The sequence below is a fragment of the Ruegeria lacuscaerulensis genome, from assembly GCF_013031245.1.
Classification (GTDB): domain Bacteria; phylum Pseudomonadota; class Alphaproteobacteria; order Rhodobacterales; family Rhodobacteraceae; genus Ruegeria; species Ruegeria lacuscaerulensis_C.
Window position 1 is genome coordinate 160773 of sequence record NZ_WPZL01000003.1, and the last position, 19920, is coordinate 180692.

Annotated in this window: 18 protein-coding genes and 3 tRNA genes; 4 read left to right on the top strand and 17 right to left on the bottom strand. The window is 56.0% G+C overall.

Annotated features, from left to right (window positions below; all coding sequences use genetic code 11):
• Window positions 1–977: 977 nt before the first annotated feature.
• From GOX66_RS05450 to GOX66_RS05480, 7 genes are read right to left on the bottom strand one after another with little or no spacing between them, the layout of a single operon-like run.
• Window positions 978–3338, bottom strand: coding sequence for a phage tail tape measure protein (locus tag GOX66_RS05450; protein ID WP_170760389.1), 2361 nt, complete (start codon window positions 3336–3338; stop codon window positions 978–980).
• Window positions 3335–4975 (bottom strand): terminase large subunit, encoded by a 1641-nt coding sequence (locus GOX66_RS05455; protein WP_170760391.1) that lies wholly within the window; start codon window positions 4973–4975, stop codon window positions 3335–3337. The genes GOX66_RS05450 and GOX66_RS05455 overlap by 4 nt, the downstream gene beginning before the upstream one ends.
• Before the next feature lies 1 nt (window position 4976).
• Window positions 4977–5363: a P27 family phage terminase small subunit gene (locus GOX66_RS05460; RefSeq protein WP_170760393.1), complete on the bottom strand. Its 387-nt coding sequence runs from the start codon at window positions 5361–5363 to the stop codon at window positions 4977–4979.
• Window positions 5360–5695, bottom strand: a complete 336-nt coding sequence (locus GOX66_RS05465; RefSeq protein ID WP_237212518.1) for a phage head closure protein — start codon at window positions 5693–5695, stop codon at window positions 5360–5362. The genes GOX66_RS05460 and GOX66_RS05465 overlap by 4 nt, the downstream gene beginning before the upstream one ends.
• Window positions 5683–6099 carry a DUF3168 domain-containing protein gene (locus tag GOX66_RS05470; RefSeq protein ID WP_170760394.1) on the bottom strand — a complete coding sequence of 139 codons (417 nt, stop codon included), beginning with the start codon at window positions 6097–6099 and terminating at the stop codon, window positions 5683–5685. Before GOX66_RS05470 ends, GOX66_RS05465 begins: the two co-directional genes overlap by 13 nt.
• Window positions 6096–6530: an HK97-gp10 family putative phage morphogenesis protein gene (locus GOX66_RS05475; RefSeq protein ID WP_170760397.1), complete on the bottom strand. Its 435-nt coding sequence runs from the start codon at window positions 6528–6530 to the stop codon at window positions 6096–6098. The genes GOX66_RS05470 and GOX66_RS05475 overlap by 4 nt, the downstream gene beginning before the upstream one ends.
• Entirely contained in the window at window positions 6517–6816 is a 300-nt protein-coding gene (locus GOX66_RS05480) for a head-tail connector protein (RefSeq protein WP_170760399.1), read from the bottom strand. The genes GOX66_RS05475 and GOX66_RS05480 overlap by 14 nt, the downstream gene beginning before the upstream one ends.
• 203 nt (window positions 6817–7019) lie before the next feature.
• On the opposite strand from GOX66_RS05480, the gene GOX66_RS05485 reads away from it, so the two are divergent.
• Entirely contained in the window at window positions 7020–7586 is a 567-nt protein-coding gene (locus GOX66_RS05485) for a hypothetical protein (protein WP_170760400.1), read from the top strand.
• A gap of 8 nt (window positions 7587–7594) precedes the next feature.
• Here GOX66_RS05485 and GOX66_RS05490 read toward each other — a convergent pair whose 3' ends face one another.
• From GOX66_RS05490 to GOX66_RS05535, 10 genes are all read right to left on the bottom strand, one after another.
• Entirely contained in the window at window positions 7595–7933 is a 339-nt protein-coding gene (locus GOX66_RS05490; protein ID WP_170760402.1) for an HNH endonuclease signature motif containing protein, read from the bottom strand.
• Window positions 7934–7937: 4 nt separating this feature from the next.
• Window positions 7938–8228, bottom strand: a complete 291-nt coding sequence (locus tag GOX66_RS05495; RefSeq protein WP_170760404.1) for a spike base protein, RCAP_Rcc01079 family — start codon at window positions 8226–8228, stop codon at window positions 7938–7940.
• Window positions 8228–8851 carry a hypothetical protein gene (locus tag GOX66_RS05500; protein ID WP_170760406.1) on the bottom strand — a complete coding sequence of 208 codons (624 nt, stop codon included), beginning with the start codon at window positions 8849–8851 and terminating at the stop codon, window positions 8228–8230. The genes GOX66_RS05495 and GOX66_RS05500 overlap by 1 nt, the downstream gene beginning before the upstream one ends.
• An 8-nt stretch (window positions 8852–8859) precedes the next feature.
• On the bottom strand, window positions 8860–10407 hold the full coding sequence (locus tag GOX66_RS05505; protein ID WP_170760408.1) for a phage major capsid protein: 1548 nt from the start codon (window positions 10405–10407) through the stop codon (window positions 8860–8862).
• Entirely contained in the window at window positions 10404–10616 is a 213-nt protein-coding gene (locus tag GOX66_RS05510) for a hypothetical protein (protein WP_170760410.1), read from the bottom strand. Before GOX66_RS05510 ends, GOX66_RS05505 begins: the two co-directional genes overlap by 4 nt.
• Window positions 10609–10977, bottom strand: coding sequence for a gene transfer agent family protein (locus GOX66_RS05515; protein WP_170760412.1), 369 nt, complete (start codon window positions 10975–10977; stop codon window positions 10609–10611). The genes GOX66_RS05510 and GOX66_RS05515 overlap by 8 nt, the downstream gene beginning before the upstream one ends.
• Window positions 10974–12152: a phage portal protein gene (locus GOX66_RS05520; RefSeq protein ID WP_170760414.1), complete on the bottom strand. Its 1179-nt coding sequence runs from the start codon at window positions 12150–12152 to the stop codon at window positions 10974–10976. Before GOX66_RS05520 ends, GOX66_RS05515 begins: the two co-directional genes overlap by 4 nt.
• 88 nt (window positions 12153–12240) lie before the next feature.
• Window positions 12241–13806 carry a DUF6538 domain-containing protein gene (locus tag GOX66_RS05525; RefSeq protein WP_170760416.1) on the bottom strand — a complete coding sequence of 522 codons (1566 nt, stop codon included), beginning with the start codon at window positions 13804–13806 and terminating at the stop codon, window positions 12241–12243.
• 89 nt (window positions 13807–13895) lie between these two features.
• Window positions 13896–13970: transfer RNA gene (locus GOX66_RS05530), tRNA-Val, on the bottom strand.
• 171 nt (window positions 13971–14141) lie between these two features.
• Entirely contained in the window at window positions 14142–16091 is a 1950-nt protein-coding gene (locus GOX66_RS05535) for a M10 family metallopeptidase (protein WP_170760418.1), read from the bottom strand.
• A 589-nt stretch (window positions 16092–16680) separates the two neighbouring features.
• Between GOX66_RS05535 and GOX66_RS05540 the strand changes: the two genes are divergently transcribed.
• The 3 genes from GOX66_RS05540 (at window position 16681) to uvrA (ending at window position 19920) form a co-directional block, all read left to right on the top strand.
• Window positions 16681–16757 (top strand) — tRNA-Asp (locus GOX66_RS05540).
• Window positions 16758–16809: 52 nt separating this feature from the next.
• Window positions 16810–16886: transfer RNA gene (locus GOX66_RS05545), tRNA-Asp, on the top strand.
• A gap of 175 nt (window positions 16887–17061) precedes the next feature.
• On the top strand, window positions 17062–19920 hold the full coding sequence (uvrA, locus tag GOX66_RS05550; protein WP_170760420.1) for an excinuclease ABC subunit UvrA: 2859 nt from the start codon (window positions 17062–17064) through the stop codon (window positions 19918–19920).

A 19920-nucleotide genomic window follows, 5' to 3' on the forward strand; every position in this document is an offset into this window, starting at 1 on the left:
CTATAGATTTTATTGTAAGTAAATTCTTACTTACCGCTGAAGAAATGAACCCCGCGCCGGGTGACTTACATCGCATTGATGATCCTGCGCGGGGTTCGGAGAGGGCATAGTTGGAAGCCAGCCCCTGCATGTGATATTATAACAAAAAGTCTCCCAGATGTTCAAGAAATTTGTCCTGTTCCCGATGTTTTTCTGCGAGTGAGCGCAGCTCTGCCGGGATTGTTTTCAGGTTCATTTGTTCATCACCGCCCCGGACCTGTTTGGGCCACGAGATCGTGAGTGCCTCAAGAAGAGATCGTGCTGTCATTTCTACGTAACTCCTGCGCGCTCGCTAAAGCTCGCTTTCGGGCGCTTCGCGCCCACCGTTTCTGTTTTTCAGCCGGAAGAAGGACGAAAGGCACAGAAAAAATGATAATCAATAATCCCTGCAGAAATAGGACTTTCCCCCTAGGACAGCACAAACGCTAATCTGTGATGTCCTAGGGGGATGTTCTGCATATAACAGGTGGTGAAGGGCTTCTAACACTAGGTGGCTTCCATTGACCTAGCAGCGCCCCGATCCCGGTCTTTCAACCAAGCGGTTACAGCCTTTCGGCTGAGCATCACGCCCGGCTTTCCTCCAACCTGAGCGTGACCGGTTGTTGTGACCCAGAGCCGAAGCTCACCGCACATTGCAACCGTCTTTCTGTGCCATTTCGTCATATGACCGGCGGCAACCACTTGGGGCGTCCGGTGATCTCCACCGGGGAGCGATCCAAAGCGATCTTTCCTGCACCTTCCAGCTAGGCGACTCGCTGCCCGGTCATGTTCCCGGCGCTGGCGTCTTATGTTGGGCTGGTATCTCGGCGTCGGCGAGCGTCATTGAAAGTATCGGCTCGAACCTGACTGCTTGGTGCTTTGTGCTGCCTTAAAGGCAAGAACAAGAATACCAAAACCCAGACTCAGCTACAAGGCGATTTTCAGCAAGATTCCCAAATTCAGCGCGCACCTTGCCGCCGGTTGTTCGCCATGTTCCCCGGTCTTCCTTGTCTACGCATTTCGTCTACCACAACCCCTCTCATGGACGCTTCAAGTTGCGCCGACATGCGCTCAGCCAGATCGGCGTTTTGCTGCGGAGTGCCAGCGGACCCATTGACGGTGATCGGCGAGTTGATTGTGACGTTCGGTGCGGCAGCAGCGCCCACAGACTCAGAGCGCGCCGCTGAGACCGCCTGAACGGGTGCCCGGCCACCCACATACCCGCCAGACGCATACCCCCGCTTAGCGGAGCTGTGCAGCGCCTCTAGGTTTCTGACGCCAATGCGGTTGGTGGCCTCTTTGGACATGACGTATTCGCCGCGGTGAACGACACCAGCCGGTTGAAGCTTGGGGCCATCTCCGGTGTAGCCACCTTCGGCGAAGCCGCCCAACAAAGTCGCGAAGCTGTTCATCCAGCCTTGACCGCCACCTGCCAAACCACCAAGCATCTGAAGAATGAACTTCTGCGCGGCGTAGCGGGCTAGGTCTTTCATCAGGTTCGCCATAGCTTCCCTGAAAGTCATGGTGCCTCTGATGAGACCATCAAAGGCATTCGCTGCTGAATTTTCGATGTGCATTCTGGCCTCATCGATTTTCTGCAGCCCCCGTGCGGCCAATTCTGATTTTTTAGCGCTATCGGCATATGCCTGAGCAAGTTTTGAGATTTCGCTGCGAAGCTCCGGAGTAACTGTCCTGCCGGACATTTGCGCCTGATGCAGCATTTCGGCTTCACGGCGCGCCGTCGCAATTGCAGCAGTGTATTCACCCCCGGCAGCGGCACTTGCGACAAACGCAGCGGCTTCAAGTTCCAAAAGTGTGATCTCTGAGCGCAATGCAGTTGTCGCACGTGCGAAGTCGTCACCCCTGCCAGCGCCACCGCGCCCAGTGTCTACGTTCTCATGCAGCATCGGCGGAGCGACCCGGGGGCGGGGCGATGATGTCGGGGCCAGATCAGATGCAGGCTGATTGCCTTCGAACTGGCGGCGTTCAACTTCGGCCTGACCGTCACCACGACCAGAGGATGTATAACCGCCGTTGTCCGGCAGCTGGGTTTTCAGAAGAGCGGCTTTGCCAATCGCTTTGTCCAGCGAATCGCCGATTCCACCAATGGCGGAAATCACATTTGCGAAACGGGCACCGTCGATCTCTGCCAGCTCCGTGGCTACTTCGCGTGCCTCTCCGACCAGTTCACCGATTTCCTTTTCAAATTCGCTGGCTTCGATCTGGCCGCCTTCAAGGGCATCGACCAGCCGTTTCAGGTCGCCCATGATATCAGCCAGGGCGAACCGGGCATCAGTGTTGTCGATCTCGAACACACGCACGCCGTCCGGGCCGGTCATACGGTTGATCAGGTTGAACAGCTCATCATACGTCCCGTGTAGGTCGCGCAGATCATCAGCATGGGCAGTAAGGGCTGCTTTGTTGCCTTCCAGCCCCTTAGCCAGTTCTTCGCCCAGCACAGCCTCAGCGCGTTCGATATCGCCGAAAATGCCTTCAAGGTTCTTCTTGGCGCTGAGAATGCCAGAAACACCTTCAGACATTGCTACGGCCAGCCGCTTGCCGAATGCACCCATCCGGGTTGTCATCTCGTCGAACTTGCGGGTGACTTCATCTGCCGATGCAACAACGTCATCATCCAGCACCGCGCCCAGCTCGTGGGCTTTGGCGATTGTGTTTCTCAGCTCAGCGTCACTTTGAGCCATCAGCGCAACAAACCGTTCGCCGCCCGTGCCGCCGAAAATCTCATCGGCGACACGAATACGACCTGCGCGATCCAGACGCCGCGACCGCTGTAGAATTTCAAGCATCAGCTCAGAAGGTTTTTCCAACCGTTTGCTGAGTTGTTCGGCACTGAAGCCAAGGCGCTCGAACATTTCGGCACCGCCACCCTTGCCGGTTTCAATGAATTCATCAGCCCGGATGTTCAGTTCTTTGAAAGAGTCGATCATCGCATCCACTTCGATGCGGTTTTGCTGCGCGATGAAACGCCACTCCTGATGCTCTTTGAGCGACAACCCAGCGCGTTCGGCTTCGTCGCCAAGCTCGGCAATGCCTCTGGTGGTGTCAGAGATAGCCCTGAGCGTCGAAGTGGAGGCGACACCGGCGGCCAGCGGAACGGCCATGCGCGCGAAACTGGCAGCTACGTTCCGGCCCATCTTGGCATAAGTGGCGTCGATACGTTTGGCCGATTGTTGCGCGCGACGTTCCATCTGTTGTGCGCCGCGGCGTTGTGCACGGTTTGCACGCTGCAGACCCTTTTCAAGTTTGTCGATCCGGGCTTCGATAGGGACTATTAGGCCGGGCAGTGTTGCGTCGTTCATGCTGCTTCCTCAAGGATATCCGCCAACGTTTTGTAGTTGGGGTCGTTGTATTTCGATTGATTGGACTCTGCGGCGACTGCCCGTGACACGGCCATAACAGCGGCAAAGGCACCGTCTATGTGGTCGTGTCTCGGATCGGCCTTGAACATTGTGATTTTGCCGGTGTCGCCTGTCACCGCAGCGACGTTGGCAAAGTGATTGCGGAGCACCGGATTGCCGTCATGGCGGATATTGCGACCGTTCACAGTGCGGACGAATTCGCCGGTGGCCGGTGCCATAGTCGCCGGGCCTTGGCGCATCTCGATCATAGGCAGGCCCTTGTCGTGCAACTCCATTGCAGCCACACGGAACTTCCACGGATCGTAAGCGACTTCTTCGACTGAATAGTCTGCGCACAGTTTCTCAATCAGGTCTTGAACATCTTTTTGCGGAATAACCGGACCGTCACTGGCGGTGATAAACCCATCGTCAATCCAGCGCTGATACGGCAAGCCTTCCAACTTTTCGCGCTCTTGAAGCCCTTCGCCAGCCACGAAAAACCACGGCTTAATAGCTATCCGCTTGTCCGGGAATCGCCACGCTGCAACCACGGCGGCAAGGTCGCCAGACTGCGCGTAGTCAACGCCAAGGTAGCAGGGAAGTTGCAACAAATCAGTTTCATCAGTCGGGAAACAGCATTCGTCATAGGTGTCGAAGTCAAACAATGGTTCTCGGCTGTTGGCGTGCCAGACATTCAGGCGGTATTGCTGAAACTCGAAACGCTTGGATGAGTTTTCTTGCGCTTCCTGCGCATCAGACCGAACACCTTTGAGATCACAAAACCCGTCTTTCAAGCCGGGATTGAGCTTGTGCCAGACTTTCTCATCTAACCAGTCGTCACCCTCTTCAGGTTCAAAGATGATTGGCAGAAACGCAGGGTTGTCGATTTCGCCAAGCGCCACCTTGCGCGCATATTCATAGCGCTCAGCCGCAAGACCTTCGCGGCCACGGCCTGCGGTCGTGGCAACTACCGTCAACCCGCCAACGCGCTTTGTCATACCGCTCTTGAGCGCTTCCCACATTTCGCGGCCCGCCTTGTTTCGCCAAACGTGGATTTCATCAGCCAGGACAAATGTCGGCGTGGTGCCATGCACATTTTTGCCTTCGCTAGAAACAGCTCTAAGCCGGGAACTATCCGGTTTAGATTTAATGGATTGAGGCGCGTTGCTCGGTTCGTAGATTCTGGCGGCACGGTTTAAGCTCTTTTGGTGACGCACCAGCTCAGCGGCTTCTTCAAAGCCGGTCGCGGCCTGCGTTCGATCCGCCGCAGCAAAGATGATCTGGCCGCCCGGCAGCTTCTGCGGCCCTAGCAAGTGAAGGATAGAAAGCGCCGCCGCTAGTGACGTTTTCCGGTTGCCGCGCGGGATCATCAGAAACACCTCACGCACCAGCCGTTCGCCGTCTTCGTCAACCGGGCCATAGATGCGCCGCACAATCCGTTCCTGCCATTCAGCCCATTTGATTTTCTGCTTAGGCTCAAGGCTCTTTGGGTGCCGCAGACCACGCAGAAAACGAACGGCGCGTTCCCCATGTCCAAGAGGGTCCGGGATCTCGCTGCCGTCGAACAGCCAATGCGGATATGTGCTTTTCTTTGGCATGTCAGATTTTGGTCAGGTCTTCGTCATCGTCATCCGACTGCACCGCCCCGATCCGGGCGCGGCTTGTCGGCGTAAGACCGTATTCGGCGGCGAATTGGCGTGCTGTCTGCATGTAGCGAATTTGCAGCCCGCCCAATTTCAGATCAGGCAAGACGCCAGCGCTCATGGTGTCTGCGATCAATCTGGATGCACCAACAGCCACGCAATAAGCCTCAATGCCTGCCATGTCGGCTTTTGTGATGACGCGCCGGGCGATTAGCTGGGGCATAATGCGTTTCCACTCAGCTTTTGCATGGGCCGAAAGGAATTTCGGCACTGGCGGCGCTTTGGTCAAAGCTTCGGCATCGGGGGAAAGGGGCGGCTTCACGCCTCGCGAATGCACACTCATGCGGCCACCACAGAACAACGCAGCTCAAGGCCGCGTTTCCGGCCCAGCTCTGCAATCTCGTCAATGTCATAGGTGGTGCTGTCTAAGGTCACGCGATCAACCGTGGTGATCCCGCTCAGATACCGGGTGCGGAACACCGCGCCGCCAGCATCACCTTCGCCAAAGCTGGTCAGGTATTCCTCTGCTCTGAGCTGCACCAACTCTGCCCGAACCGTCGCCACGGGTGCCCATGTCTTTGACACGGCACCAGACGCGGCTACGGTCTCGGTTTCGCGTTCAATGGTGATCTGCTTATCCAGTTTGCCTGCCCGGATCATGGTCACGGCCTCCATCGGACAACACCCGAAACCGTGGCGACGCCGTGGCAGTATGCTTTGTCGGGGTCAGGGTCGCGCATGTATTTGAAGCTGGGGCGGCCATAGGCGTCGATATCGGTCTCAACCAAATTGGGCGCATCCCAGAGCGCATGAGCAACCGCAGCACCGATCTGCCGTGCCATATCTGCGCCGTCTTCAATCGCCCAAACATGCAGGTCCAGCCAAACGCGCGTCAGATGCCAATCACCAGAACGGCCAAGATTGGCGGTGTCAGGGTTCGCCAGAATGACACAAGGCAGCTTATCCGGTCGTGTCGATCCAGCCCGGATATGGTCAGCGGGAACAAGGTTGGTCACTGCAGAGCTGGCGATCAGTGCCGATCTGATTTGTGTCTGGAACTCGATATCGGGCGCGATCATGCTTTGCCCTCCGCTGCCTTCTTAATTGCCTGACCGATTGCACGGTTGATGCGCCGTTGTGCACGGGGCTTTGCTAGCCGGGCACCGGGCCGCATAAACGGCTGTGCTTCCTGTTTGACGGTGCCGAATTCCTGCAAGTGGCCGTGCCGCACATCTTCGTTGCCGACAGTGACAAGTGCCTGATTGGGGCCAGCGGTGCGCCTGCCGCCACCTTCGGCGTAAGCCGGTGTGGTCTCGCCCGGTGCGGTGACGGTGATAGACTCTTTCAGGTCGCCTTCATCAACAGGCACCAGAGCGCGCATGGCGGCGGCGTATTCCTCGGCGCTTTTGATAAGTGCAGGACGCAAGGACTTTGCGATATCACCAGCCATCGACCCAAAACGGGCGCTCAGGATGTTAGATTGCTCAGTCAGGCTCTTATTCTTGGACATAGCCAGTCACCGGATTCTTGTAAGGGGAAAGCAGTTCACGGACGCCAAAGGGCACCGGGGCCGTGGTCATACCGAATGACGCGGCCTCACGTTGCTCATACCAATAGGCTGCAAGCTGCAAAGCGGCTTCGGTCAGGGGTGCATCACCGGCAACAAAGGGCGTCCCGGTGTAGTGGCCGATCCATGTTTCGGCGGCGTCCAGCTTATGCGCCAGCAGGGCATCATCAAGGTCATGATCAAGGTTGAGCTGCGATTTCAGCAACGCAACAGGTGTCAGTGCGGCCATCAGCTCGCCTCTCTTTCTGAAAAAGTTATTTTCGGTGTGTCTTGTGCGGAGGTCCCCACGCCGGTCCCCTCAGAGGCCCTAAAGTTCGAGACCACCCCCGTTAGGACTCTTTTGGTGTCGACCGGTCCAACGAACCTTCGTCTTTTGCTTGGAGGCTGATTGTGGCTTGATAAGTTATGGAAGAGTGTCGCTGGGAGAACTTTATGCGCGGAGTAAAAGATCAAGAAGAAATCGACCAACTTAAGGCAGAACGCGCTTTGATTGGAACTTACATTGACCACGCTTATGACCTTGAGAAAGTTAAGTGGCTGTTGGATGCGTGCCCTGCTTTTGATGCCCATGTCAAAGATGCCTGGCACCTTATTCTCCCGTTCAAAGGTCGAGGGTTTGCCGTCGACGTTTCGATGAATCCGGAAGACTACGACATAGAGAAAGCTCGCGCCGAGATTGATAGACTCAAGGTTGCGCATGGGGAACTTCCCTGCATCGTGTTCGACGCGGTTAACGACCACAAATACTTCTTGAAACTTGGTGGAATGAAGAAAGATGAAGTCATAAAAGTCATCGGCGAGATAGGTGACATTGCTGTTAAATGTTGGAATGATGACCAATTGGACCGGTCGATTTTCAAGAACGAAGTCAACCGCAAGGTTATGCGTTACCTTAGAAGAAGACGCCTTCTCAGCGTGGCAAAAAAATCTCTGCCGATCGTAGGTCCGCTTCTTGGTGGCGTTGTAGATATTAAGGAGCTGGCGAAGGAACTGGTGTAAATTCATAACTAGCTTTCCTGCCGTTGCTTGTGGCGACTGTGACAGGATATGCAGAGCGGTTGCCAGTTTGAGCGATCCCAGAACAGGCGCATGTCGCCACGATGAGCGATGATGTGATCTACAAGCGTGGCCTTTGCCCTACAGCCGGGCCATGCGCAGCGATCATTGATCCTTAGGAAGGTGTCACGAGCTGCGCGCCACTTGCTGCCGTAGCCTCTTGCCGACGCAGACGGGCGGCGCGCGTCATGGCGTTTGTTTCGGGCACGGGCGCGCGCAACCTGACAGGCGCAGCGCTCACCATGCGGAACGATGCTGCCACATGTGCAGATATGAGGCGGACGGGGCATCAGATTACCAAAGCAACGTGAACGTTACGTCTTCCGGTATGAGGTTGCTGCCAGTGACGTGAATGCGTGTCGGGCGTATCCGGTGGATGACACCGGGCAGCAGCCGCAAGGTGACGGTGATCCCGTTTTGTAGGGTCATGAGGATAGGCAGCGGGGTTGCCCAATGGCTGTTCAAGACAAGCGCACCGGGCATAACAGGCAGGTCAGCGTTATCATCTGCCTGCACTTCTACGGCGTTCTCATAGGGTCCGTCAGGGGATTGGCCGTAACCGCTATAGGGGTCAACAATAGGCATTAGATCATTTGTCCTTCTCGTATTGTGCTGAGCGCGCGCAGGTTTGCCAGCCCGGCGCGGTCAAACTCAGGATCAAAGCCGTTCTGAACATTCTCTTGGCGTTGTTCCTCGGTAGGGCCTTGCTGTTCATCGGTTGCGCCGTGGATAGCCATGAGCTTGCTCATATGGGCTTCAAAGGCGTCTGTGATTTCTTGGGGCGTGGCATTCCAAGCGGTCTCGGGCGGCCAGCCCATCCAGCCGGTTGCGTAGCCATAGAGCTGCTTAAACAGATCGGCCCAAGGTAAGGGATCGGTGCTGGTCGATTTGGTTTCGCTATCGTCTGCACTGGTCGGGAACAGAGCCGTGATAAACTCAAAAAGAGCTGCGATAGCCGCGTTGGCGAACCCGGACAGGGGTTGCGTTGCGACATACCCAAACAGAGCATCAGTAGCCGTTCTTCCAGCCCCAGCGGTGATAATGTGCCAGACAGTGAACGTGTCGAATTCTTCCAGCTTGCGTAGCAGTTCGGGAAAGCCGCCGTGCAGCCGTTCAAGGCGCATAGCAGCCCGCAAAGACGGGCGCAGGAATACGGTGTGATCACCGTATCCCAATGCGATTGCGTCATATGCGAGCTGCGGTTTCATAGATTGGGTTAGGCCGCCATTTTCAGCTTACGGAACGCAGCAGGCAGAACCACACCAGCACCAGTCCGGCGGCGCGCATGGTAGCGAACCAGACCGTTGATACGCTGCGTGTAGGGGTCACTCAGCACGGCCAGCGCCAGACGGTCATAGATGCGATAGCCGCGTTTGAAGTCACCAAAGATGATCGGCTCTGCATCAGCGCCAATATCCGGCATGTCCACGGCCTCAATAACCGGGCGGCCAAGGATCGTTTCGGGCTGGCCTGCCTGATAGGACGGTTGCCACAGATAGTTGCCATGACCGTCTTTCAGCGTGCGAATGACTGCCAGCGTCTGGGCATTCATCACCCACGAACCGTTGTTCCGGTAGGTGGCCGGCAGAGCATACATCAGGGCAATCAGCTCATCAGGGTCTATAGCTGTCTGAGCGGTTGCTGTGGTGTTGCCGATGGTTGCATCAGCCATGAACCCGGCAGGTTCAAGAGCGGTGCTGCCGTTGACGTAGGCGAGATTTTCTTTCTGGGCGAAGTCTTCGGCCAGAGCCAGATTGACCTCGCTCAGAACGTTGTCACTGTCTTCGGCGAGCTGCAGCGAGATATCAACGTAGGTTGCGATTTCGTTGATTGCGATCTTGGATTGATCAAAGGCGGGCTGGCTGCCGGTCCGGGTGGTGGTCTCATCAACCCAGACGGCATTCGTGATGCCGGTGCGTTTCGGTAGGATGACGCTACCGCGTGCGGTGGTGCGCACGTCAGCGATGGAACGGACAGGGCTGAATTCGACCAGATTGCGGATGAACTCAGACTGCACGTCTTCCGGTGCCAGAATGTGGTCGGACGTGTCGCTGGCGGTGGTCAGGGATTTCTTTTCGCCAGTGGACAAGTAAGCAGCGAAAGCTTTGACTTCTTCGCCGCCCATGACGGGGTTTGCCGGGCCGGTGATCTGGGGCCGGTTGCCTTTGGCTTCCAGTTTGTCCAGGCGGGCGATGACTTTGTCGAATGCCTTGATGTCGATCTGGGGCACCTGCGGTGTATCGTTGGCCGGGGTCACGGCCTTCTGCTCGGTCTCGATTTCTTCGTTTTTCAATTTGGGGGTCTCCATAGAGGGGGTCAGGGGGTCATCCGATTTGATGGACGTGATCTGTGCGCCCGGATGACACGGGACGGCGACAACAGAGATTTCGTGCAGGTGGGCAGCGGTGATGGTGCGGCCCTTGGCGTGGCGTTTGTGCTGTTTGGTGACAAAGCCGATGGACAGGCCGGAAATGGCCTTGCTGCGGATCATGGCGCGCACTTCACGGGCACGCTCAACGTCATCCACCAACAGGCGGCCTTTGACGGTCAGGCCTTCGTCGGTTTCGGTGATCCGATCCCAAACGCCGATGACTTGCCCTTGATCGTGAGCAAACAGCATCGGCAGATTTTCAGGGGATGTGATCGCTCCCTTTTCGATCACATCCCCAACCCGGTCAGCAGAGCCGAAGGGCCAAGCAATGCCGGTGATTTCGCCTGCGTCGGTGACTTCGAATGCGGCTTTGATCTCAATACGGTCGGTCATTCGGCGGCCTCACTCGGAGCCGCTGAAGGGTCGCTATCCAATGGCCAGACAAGTCCTGTCATACCCGCAAGAAAGCCGCTGATGCTCAAAAAGGTATCGGGGCTATACCAAGATATGCCTGCCACGATTGACGCATTGGCTAAAATGAGGGTGAGCGTTGTGGCGAGCATGAAAATTTTCGCCATACGAAATGAACGTAGTTTAGGCATGAGCGACCTCACTCAGAGCTGCCGAAAGGTCGCCTGTTTGGGCTGCATCGATGGTGTCAGGTTTACCGCCCCAGCGCGCATCCAGAACGTCCAGCGCCAGCGGATACAGATCATCAATCGGAGTGTTCCGGGCGTAGGTGTCTGTAAGTTGTGCCGCGCGTTCCGGTTTGGTGCCGCCACCGATCAGGCCAAGCCGGATGATCTCAATCAGATCAGCCAGTTTGAACTGCATGTTCACGGCGCGCATGTAGAACGCGCCAATGCCAAGATCGGCGATGCGCTCAAGCTCAGTGATCATGTCATCGGTCAGGGCGAATGTGTATTCGCCATCGCCGAAAAAGGCGGTGTGGGTCAGGTTCATTCAACCTGTTCCTTCTGGGTTGTGGTGTAGGGATTACTCAGCTCATCGCCGCCTTCACGGGGCGGCAGATTGAGGCCAGCGCGAACGTCATTCGCAGATAGAACACCCATGCTGCGATACTGACCGTATGCGGTTGCACGGGCTGCCGTGTCGGTGGTCAGCAGATCGTCAGTGACGGCTTCAAAGTAGAAGTCATCCTGTTCTTCAGGCGTCAGTAGGCATTGCGCGTATGCATCCGTCCAATCTTTCAGCCACGGCTTGAGCGTGACGGTGTGAAATTGGCGGAACATCTCTTCAGTGTTTGACCATGTGCCGCGCGATAGCTCGAACAACATGGTGGGCGGCACCCGGAAGACACGGGCGATTTCGTTGATTTGCTCAAGGCGGTTTTCGGCAAACTGAGCATCGGCAAGGGTCATGGAAATGGCCTTGTATTCCATGCCCTCATCAAGGACTGCCGGTGAGCCGTTTCGACTGCCGGAGTGTTGGGCCGCCCAGTCCTTAATAAAATTCAGTTTGCCGACCGCATCCATATCGCTCTGGATTTGGATCACGCCGGAGGGCCGCGCACCATTCTTGAGGGAGGTTGCCATGTGATTCTCAAAGCTGATTGCCAGCGCGATAGCTTCACGGCCAAGAGTGATCGGTGCCACTCCGCCGACAGCCTCAATGCGCAGCACATCCCGGTAGGAAAGCCGCACTTGCCCGGTATCGGTGGAAACGCGAAAGAACGGTTCGCCGTCCGGCTCCTGATCCCGTTGGACTTTGCCCGGTTCCAGCCGGAGCAGCTCATACGGTGTGTCATCAGAAAGGCGAACCACCTGAGCATGACCGGCACCATGCAGCAGTGCGTCGATGGTCAGTTGTTCGCGTAGCTTGGCGGCGCTGGTCCACGGGTTCACGCGGCCATGCACCAGCCGATAGGCCGGGTGATCTGTCAGGGTGTCTTTGGATGCGCGGTCATACAGCTTGACCGGCAGCGCGCCGATGGTCTCTGAGATGAGCGACACGGCGCAGTTGACCGCAGGAACACGCATGGCGTTGCTGGGGCCGACTGACACGCCGGTTGCGGTCGGCAACACCCCGAACAGTGTCAGGGCGTCCGGGTCGGTCAGGGTCAGCGCCTTTTCCTCAACGCCGAATCCGAGTGCTTTTTTGATCTTGGTAAGGGCCATGCGATCCACGTGAGAATAGTAGTGTGGCAAAAATACCACACTGTGAATCGCGATAAAAGGTAAATGTTATGTAATAACAAACTAAGTGTCAGCTTAGGTCGTATAAGGGCAGTTTGTTGATTGCGTCGATCTTAGCTTTAAGGCTCACATCGCCGTAATTGTCGGAGGCGTCGTTACTGGAATGGCCCTGAATGGCGTCATAGACGCGCTTCAAGATGCCAAGTTCAATGCACTGGCTCTTGAAACGGTGTCGCCAAGCATGGGTAGGGCGCACGTCGTCTGGAACAAGCTCCATTTCTTGCAGCCAACTGGCTAGCCGGTTTGATATTTGCGTGGCGGCTGCGAGGTATTTCTCAGGATCAGTGCCGTGGTGGAATAGGGGGCCAGACTCTGAGCTTTGGGCGAACTCAATGAACCCTTCATCAATGATCTGGGGATGCAGCGGCACGTCGCGGTATTCACCTGTTTTGATTGTTCCGGCGTCCGGCGTAAGTCTGGCAACCCATGTGCCGCCTTCCTTACGGATGTCCTCTTTCCGTAGCTGGGTGATTTCGGTGACACGTGTGCCGGTGAAGGCACCAATGATCGGCACCCAGCGCTTGGCCGCGATCATGTGTTTGGTTTCCCGGATGCGGCCTTGCTCGTCTTGTGTCGGGGCATAGGAACGAGACGCCTTGAGGATTTTCACGGCCTCTGTGTCGGTGAACCCTTTCTCTCGGGATTGAACTTGCTTCGGCTTCGGTTGTTTCACTTGCGCGGCTACGTTGTCGCTGAGCCTATCATTCTCCACAGCCCAATTCAGCAGCGAGCGCACGGTTGAGAGATACTTATCGCTCACCGTGCGCGGCGAGAGGGATTTCAACAGTTGGTCACGCCACGCGATGATGTCCTTCTTTGTCAGCCGGGCGGCGTCATCGTGGCGAACGAACTTCTTTAGGGTTTCAACAGCCAAGCCGAGTTGCTTGCCACCGTCACGCATGGACCCTGTTTGCTGGCGCATTTTCACATAGTCGGTCCAGAGCTGTTTGAGGCTCACAGGCTCAGGTGCTTTTTCCGGAGGCTGTGCGTTCACAATGATCGGGGCAGTGGGTGTGCCGGTGAAGTCGCCTTCATCGCGCTCAGCAGAGCGCGCAAGGGCTTCCAGCTCTGCGTGACACAAGGCACGGGCTATCTCGCGCCATTCTATGCTACCGCGTGCAGCATCTAGATTGCCAGCAGCCCGGAAGCGTTCGATCTGTGCGCCGACCAGTTCGCCCAGCTCTGCGTCATTGGCATTCCCGGCTATGGCTGCACGCAGGCGTTCTACCAGCAGGTCATCAATACCAACAGCAGAGTAGCGTGGATCATTTCTGAGTTGGTCATCAAAGGCCATGCGCTGGTAGTAGTGGCTGTGTGCGATCTGGCCGGGTGCCAGCGGGTAGCGGGCAGGGGTGTTCGGTGCCTGATTTGGGTTCGCCTTTTGCTCTGCAACCGCGATCTGGTGTTGAAGCTCAGCGACCGCGCCGGGGAGTAACTTGAGCGCCTGACGGTAATCGCCTCCTAGCGGGGTGCGCAGCTCTGTCTTACCGACGATTCCCCGTAGGTCTTTTGGCACCACTAGCCGGGCATGATACCGCCCGGAACGGGTGACGAAGTGACGAACTTTGCCTGCCATGGGAACACCTTTTGTAACCAAAGTTGTAACCTTCAAACGGACATATGCCCTTGTTTGCAAGGCTTTTCTTTTAATTCAAAAGGTTAGAATGGTGGGTGATAAGAGATTTGAACTCCTGACATCTTCGATGTGAACGAAGCGCTCTACCACTGAGCTAATCACCCGTGAGGCCGTCTGTTATCCGAAGTTAACTTCTGTCGCAAGAGGTGAAAGGCCGGGTGGAGAACAGTTTTCGATTGGCAACGCGAGGCGCAGTGACTGCATTAAAGTGGGAAAAGAGTTACAAAAAAACGGGGCAGTGGCTGCCCCGTTAAAAAACATACCCTGCGAACCTGTTAGAGAATGAAATCATCCTCAGTCAGGTCATATAAGCCATTGAGATAGATGATCATTTCCGGGTACTTGTCGCCGTCAGTGTCAACAAGAACCAAGGTTCTGTCATTATCCGTGCCAATCCCGTCCTTCTTGACGTAGAAAACCTCGCCCTCATCCGAAGTCCCCGCGCGAACAGTCCCGTTGAAAATAAAGGCGTCATCTGACGCCAGGACGGTACTAGCATCAATTGCGCTGAGGTCGATCTTATCCACACCTTGTTGGAAGTCTTTGATGACGTCGGCATCCGCAGCGGTGGCGCCACTTTCGTTAATTGCATTGAAGACGAAGGTATCCAAGCCTTGTCCTCCGGTCATTGTGTCGCGCCCAAGCCCGCCGATAAGGGTGTCGGCACCATTATCGCCGTTCAGGAAGTCGATACCGCCATCACCATTCAGGACGTCAACGCCGGCTCCTCCGACCATGATGTCCAATCCATAGCCGCCACTTATTGTGTCGTTACCGTCGCCACCATTCAGAATGTCTTTGCCTCCGCCGCCGCTGAGATCGTCGTTGCCCGATCCTCCGATCAGTGAGTCTTTGCCGTCCTGACCGTCAAGCGTATCGTTGCCCGCGTGCCCCTCCAACCGATTGTCGGACGCGTTACCGGTAATCTGGTCATCCTTGGTGGTGCCTTGGACATTTTCAATTTTGGTGATTGTGTCCAGGCCGTACCCTGTGTCCTGGGCTGCCGTGTCTGACAGGTCCACGGTAACCGCCGACGTTCCGTTGTACCGCAACCAATCGACACCATCGCCACCATTGATGATGTCCTTACCGTCATAGTCGAAAAAAACGAAATTGTCCGCGCCGCTTCCGCCGTACATCGTGTCTTTGCCTGTCCCACCCATCAACGTGTCGTTGCCACCTCCACCATAGAGGGTGTCATTGCCGTTCAGCCCCGAGAGCGTATCGTCTCCGACGCGGCCAGTAAGGATGTTGTTGGCTTGATTGCCGATTAGGAGGTCATTGCCATTACCGCCCATGGCGTTTTCGATGACCACTCCATTTGCAATGGTATAGCCGCCACGGATACCTTTTGCGTGCGACGGAACTCCACCTGCATCATTGCCTTGCAGGTCAGCGTCGTTCAGGTTGATCTGGACATCAAGGTTGACGTCTTTGGCTGAAATTGTGTCAATTCCGCCGGTATCCCAGATGGCTGACCAGTAAGTGCCGGGGCCGTTTGTTCCGTCAATCTTGTAGGTATCGTTCCCGGTGTTGTTGGACCTAGTACCGTAAATTGCCTGCAACGCGGCGATGTCCAGAGCCATCGGACCTGCAGCATCGCCGTAAGTGTAGGATGTGATCGGCAGTTTTTCTGCGTAGCCGGGATTGTAGGACATAACCGTATAAATGCCCTGGTTCTGATTGTCAGTACCATAGTCGCCAAACGGTTGTGACACGCCCGGAAACTTGGTGGAACTTCCGCCTGTATCGTGCGGATGCGCCAGACCAAGTCCGTGCAGAATCTCATGGACGACTGTCGAAAATCCAAAGCCGCCTTTTTGCAGTCCAGCGTCAGTATATATGACCGAGTCATAGACAAAGATGCCATACAGTGAATTGACACCAAAACTATCTAGTAGGGGAACGTCTCCTGGCACCTGATGAAATCCGACATAACCCGAGCCGCCAAGTGTATTCTGGCTGAGGGTCGCGTAGGCTAAATCGGTGTTTAGAGATGTCGATTGCACGAACTCAACCGGAATGATGGTTTCGATGATGTCGAACGCTTTACTGATTGCAGATTTTAGTTGTGCCGATACCGGAGCTTCTCCGGTATTGTCGAAACGATACGTGAGGTTCAACCGACCAGGGGATGACGAAGCCCAAGATGTTCCCCAAATCAGACTGTCGACATAGGTGTTTCCGGTCGAACTTGCCCCGGGAGAGTTCGTAGTGTACGCCATACTGCTACCAATTCCTTCTTAACGTAAACGCAACTGGTGACCAGGTGAGCGGTTTAAAATCCAATTGCGTCAAAATCTTCGTTCAAACCCCAATACAGATTCGAATCTGGTTTCATTAGTTTAGGACCGTCTTATTCCAAGCTTGTATATGCAAGCGGGTTGTCCAAATTTCTAAGCGACAGAGGTTCATCTGCATCTCTTGCAAAAAATTTGTGGCTGAAACGTGGCAGGTGAACGGCGTTTGCCGCCACGTCAATCAGGTGACTGCCGTCGTGTTTGTACACAGCCTGGTTCTATTTGATATTATGCACAATTTAACTTAGCGACACACATACTACGCGTGTTTTTCACAAGTGCTCGCCATGGCGTAGTTGACACTCTGGTTTCACTTATCAGACCGAAGGGGCGGGGATATTGGGATGCAATTTCCTCACAGGCAAGTGTCGGTCTTGGCTGGGTCTTGCAAGTTATCGATCAAGGAAGAAATCAAACAAAAATTGCGTTCTTCGAAAAAACTTCAAAACGCCGCTTGACGCTGCCCGACCGTAGCCATAATACACCCCAACGTTCAGCAACGAACGGGCAGCGGGCGGTTGTAGCTCAGTTGGTTAGAGTACCGGCCTGTCACGCCGGGGGTCGCGGGTTCGAGCCCCGTCAACCGCGCCATCGCTGCCAGCCTTTGATCCGGGTTAATGGATCACACATAGACCCTAAATGCGCGGTTGTAGCTCAGTTGGTTAGAGTACCGGCCTGTCACGCCGGGGGTCGCGGGTTCGAGCCCCGTCAACCGCGCCATTTCCCTTAAAGATACCGATGATCTCTCGCTCCGGCACGGGGCGGACGTCGGATTGGGCGTTTGTGTCAGGAGTTGTCGGCAATAAACCGTTAGTTCACACTTTGTTCTAACTTTTTTGTTGGAGACTCAGTGCCGCTCGCCTATTTCTAGGACACTTGTGTGTTGGGGGCCAAAATGGCTGAGCTGAAGAATATCGAGGTGCGCGGTGCGCGCGAACATAACCTCAAGAGCATCGACGTAGACATCCCGCGCGATCAGCTGGTGGTGATCACAGGGCTGTCCGGCTCGGGCAAGTCGTCTTTGGCGTTCGACACGATCTACGCCGAGGGCCAGCGCCGCTATGTCGAAAGTCTGTCCGCTTACGCACGCCAGTTCCTGGACATGATGGAAAAGCCGGATGTGGACCATATCAGCGGCCTGTCCCCGGCGATTTCTATCGAACAGAAAACTACGTCGAAGAATCCGCGCTCGACGGTTGGAACGGTCACCGAAATTTACGACTATATTCGCCTGTTGTTTGCCCGCGCCGGGACGCCTTACAGCCCCGCCACCGGCCAGCCGATCGAGGCGCAGCAGGTGCAGGACATGGTCGACCGCATCATGGCAATGGAGGAGGGGACGCGTGGCTATCTGCTGGCACCCATCGTGCGGGACCGTAAGGGTGAGTACAAAAAGGAATTCCTTGAACTCAGAAAACAGGGCTTTCAGCGCGTCAAGGTGGATGGTGAGTTCTATGAACTCGACGAACCGCCAACGCTGGATAAGAAGTTCCGCCACGACATCGACGTTGTCGTCGACCGACTGGTCGTGCGCGAAGGCATGGAGACCCGGCTTGCGGACAGCTTGCGTACCGCGCTGGACCTGGCCGACGGAATCGCGATTCTGGAAACCGCACCGCGAGAAGGTGATCCCGAGCGTATTACATTCAGCGAGAGTTTTGCCTGTCCTGTCAGCGGCTTTACGATACCCGAGATCGAGCCGCGCCTGTTTTCATTCAACGCCCCGTTCGGGGCTTGCCCGGATTGTGACGGTCTGGGGGTCGAACTGTTCTTCGACGAACGGCTCGTTGTACCGGACCAAACGCTGAAACTTTACGACGGTGCGCTGGCGCCATGGCGCAAGGGCAAATCCCCCTATTTCCTTCAAACGATCGAGGCGATTGCCCGGCATTACGAGTTCGACAAGAACACGCCGTGGAAAGACCTGCCAGCGAATGTTCAGCAGGTCTTCCTGCGTGGCTCTGGCGATGAGGAAATCCAGTTCCGCTATGACGAAGGCGGGCGGGTGTATCAAGTCACCCGCAGCTTTGAGGGCGTGATTCCCAATATGGAACGCCGCTATCGCGAAACCGACAGCGCCTGGATTCGGGAAGAGTTCGAGCGGTATCAGAACAATCGACCATGTGGGTCATGTCACGGGTACCGCCTGCGGCCAGAAGCACTGGCCGTTAAGATTGCCGGTCTGCACGTCGGGCAGTTGGTTCAGATGTCGATCAGAGAGGCTCTGGCCTGGGTTGAGGACGCGCCGAACCATCTTAGCAATCAAAAGAACGAGATCGCCCACGCCATTCTCAAAGAGATTCGCGAGCGGTTGGGTTTTCTGAATAACGTTGGATTGGAATACCTTACGCTATCTCGTTCAAGTGGAACCCTGTCTGGTGGCGAAAGTCAGCGGATTCGTCTGGCCAGTCAGATTGGCTCGGGTCTGACCGGTGTTCTTTATGTTCTGGACGAGCCTTCGATTGGCTTGCACCAGCGCGACAACGACCGTCTGCTGGGAACGCTGAAAAACCTCCGCGATCAGGGCAACACGGTGATCGTCGTCGAACATGACGAGGAAGCAATCCGCGAGGCTGACTATGTGTTCGACATCGGTCCGGGGGCCGGTGTCCACGGTGGACAGGTTGTCAGCAAAGGGACGCCGGATAAGATTGCCAATGATGCAGCCTCGTTGACTGGTCAATATCTGGCCGGCACCCGCGAAATTCCGATTCCGGTTGATCGGCGCAAAGGCAACAAGAAGAAGGTCTCGGTCGTCAAGGCGACCGGTAACAACCTGAAGCATGTCACTGCCGATTTCCCGCTGGGTAAGTTCGTCTGCGTGACCGGAGTGTCTGGTGGCGGCAAGTCGACGCTGACTATTGAGACGCTGTTTAAGACTGCCTCCATGCGCCTGAACGGGGCGCGTCAGACGCCCGCGCCGTGCGAAACGATCAAGGGGCTGGAGCATCTGGACAAGGTCATTGACATAGATCAGCGTCCCATTGGGCGGACTCCGCGTTCAAATCCAGCGACTTACACAGGGGCTTTCACCCCAATTCGAGACTGGTTCGCGGGTCTGCCCGAGGCCAAGACACGCGGTTACAAACCGGGGCGGTTCAGCTTCAACGTCAAAGGTGGGCGGTGCGAAGCGTGTCAGGGCGATGGCGTTATTAAGATCGAGATGCACTTTCTTCCAGACGTTTACGTTACCTGCGAAACCTGCAAGGGCGCGCGGTACAACCGCGAAACTTTGGAGGTGAAATTCAAAGGCAAGTCCATTGCCGATGTCCTCGATATGACCGTCGAAGATGCGCAGGAGTTTTTCAAGGCCGTGCCCTCGATCAGGGACAAGATGGATGCGCTGGCACGTGTTGGTTTGGGTTATATAAAGGTTGGGCAACAGGCAACGACGCTCTCGGGCGGTGAAGCGCAGCGTGTGAAGTTGTCAAAAGAACTGTCCAAACGTTCGACCGGCCGGACGCTATACATCCTGGATGAACCCACGACGGGGCTTCATTTCGAAGACGTCCGTAAGCTGCTGGAAGTTTTGCATGAATTGGTCGATCAGGGGAACACGGTCATTGTGATCGAACATAATCTGGACGTCGTCAAAACTGCGGACCACATTATCGATATCGGCCCAGAAGGCGGCGATGGCGGCGGCGAAATCGTAGCCACCGGAACGCCCGAGGATGTGGCTGCGGTCGATCGCAGCCATACCGGCAGGTATCTGAAACAGATGTTGGACGGGGCCAGAGTGGCTGCGGAATAG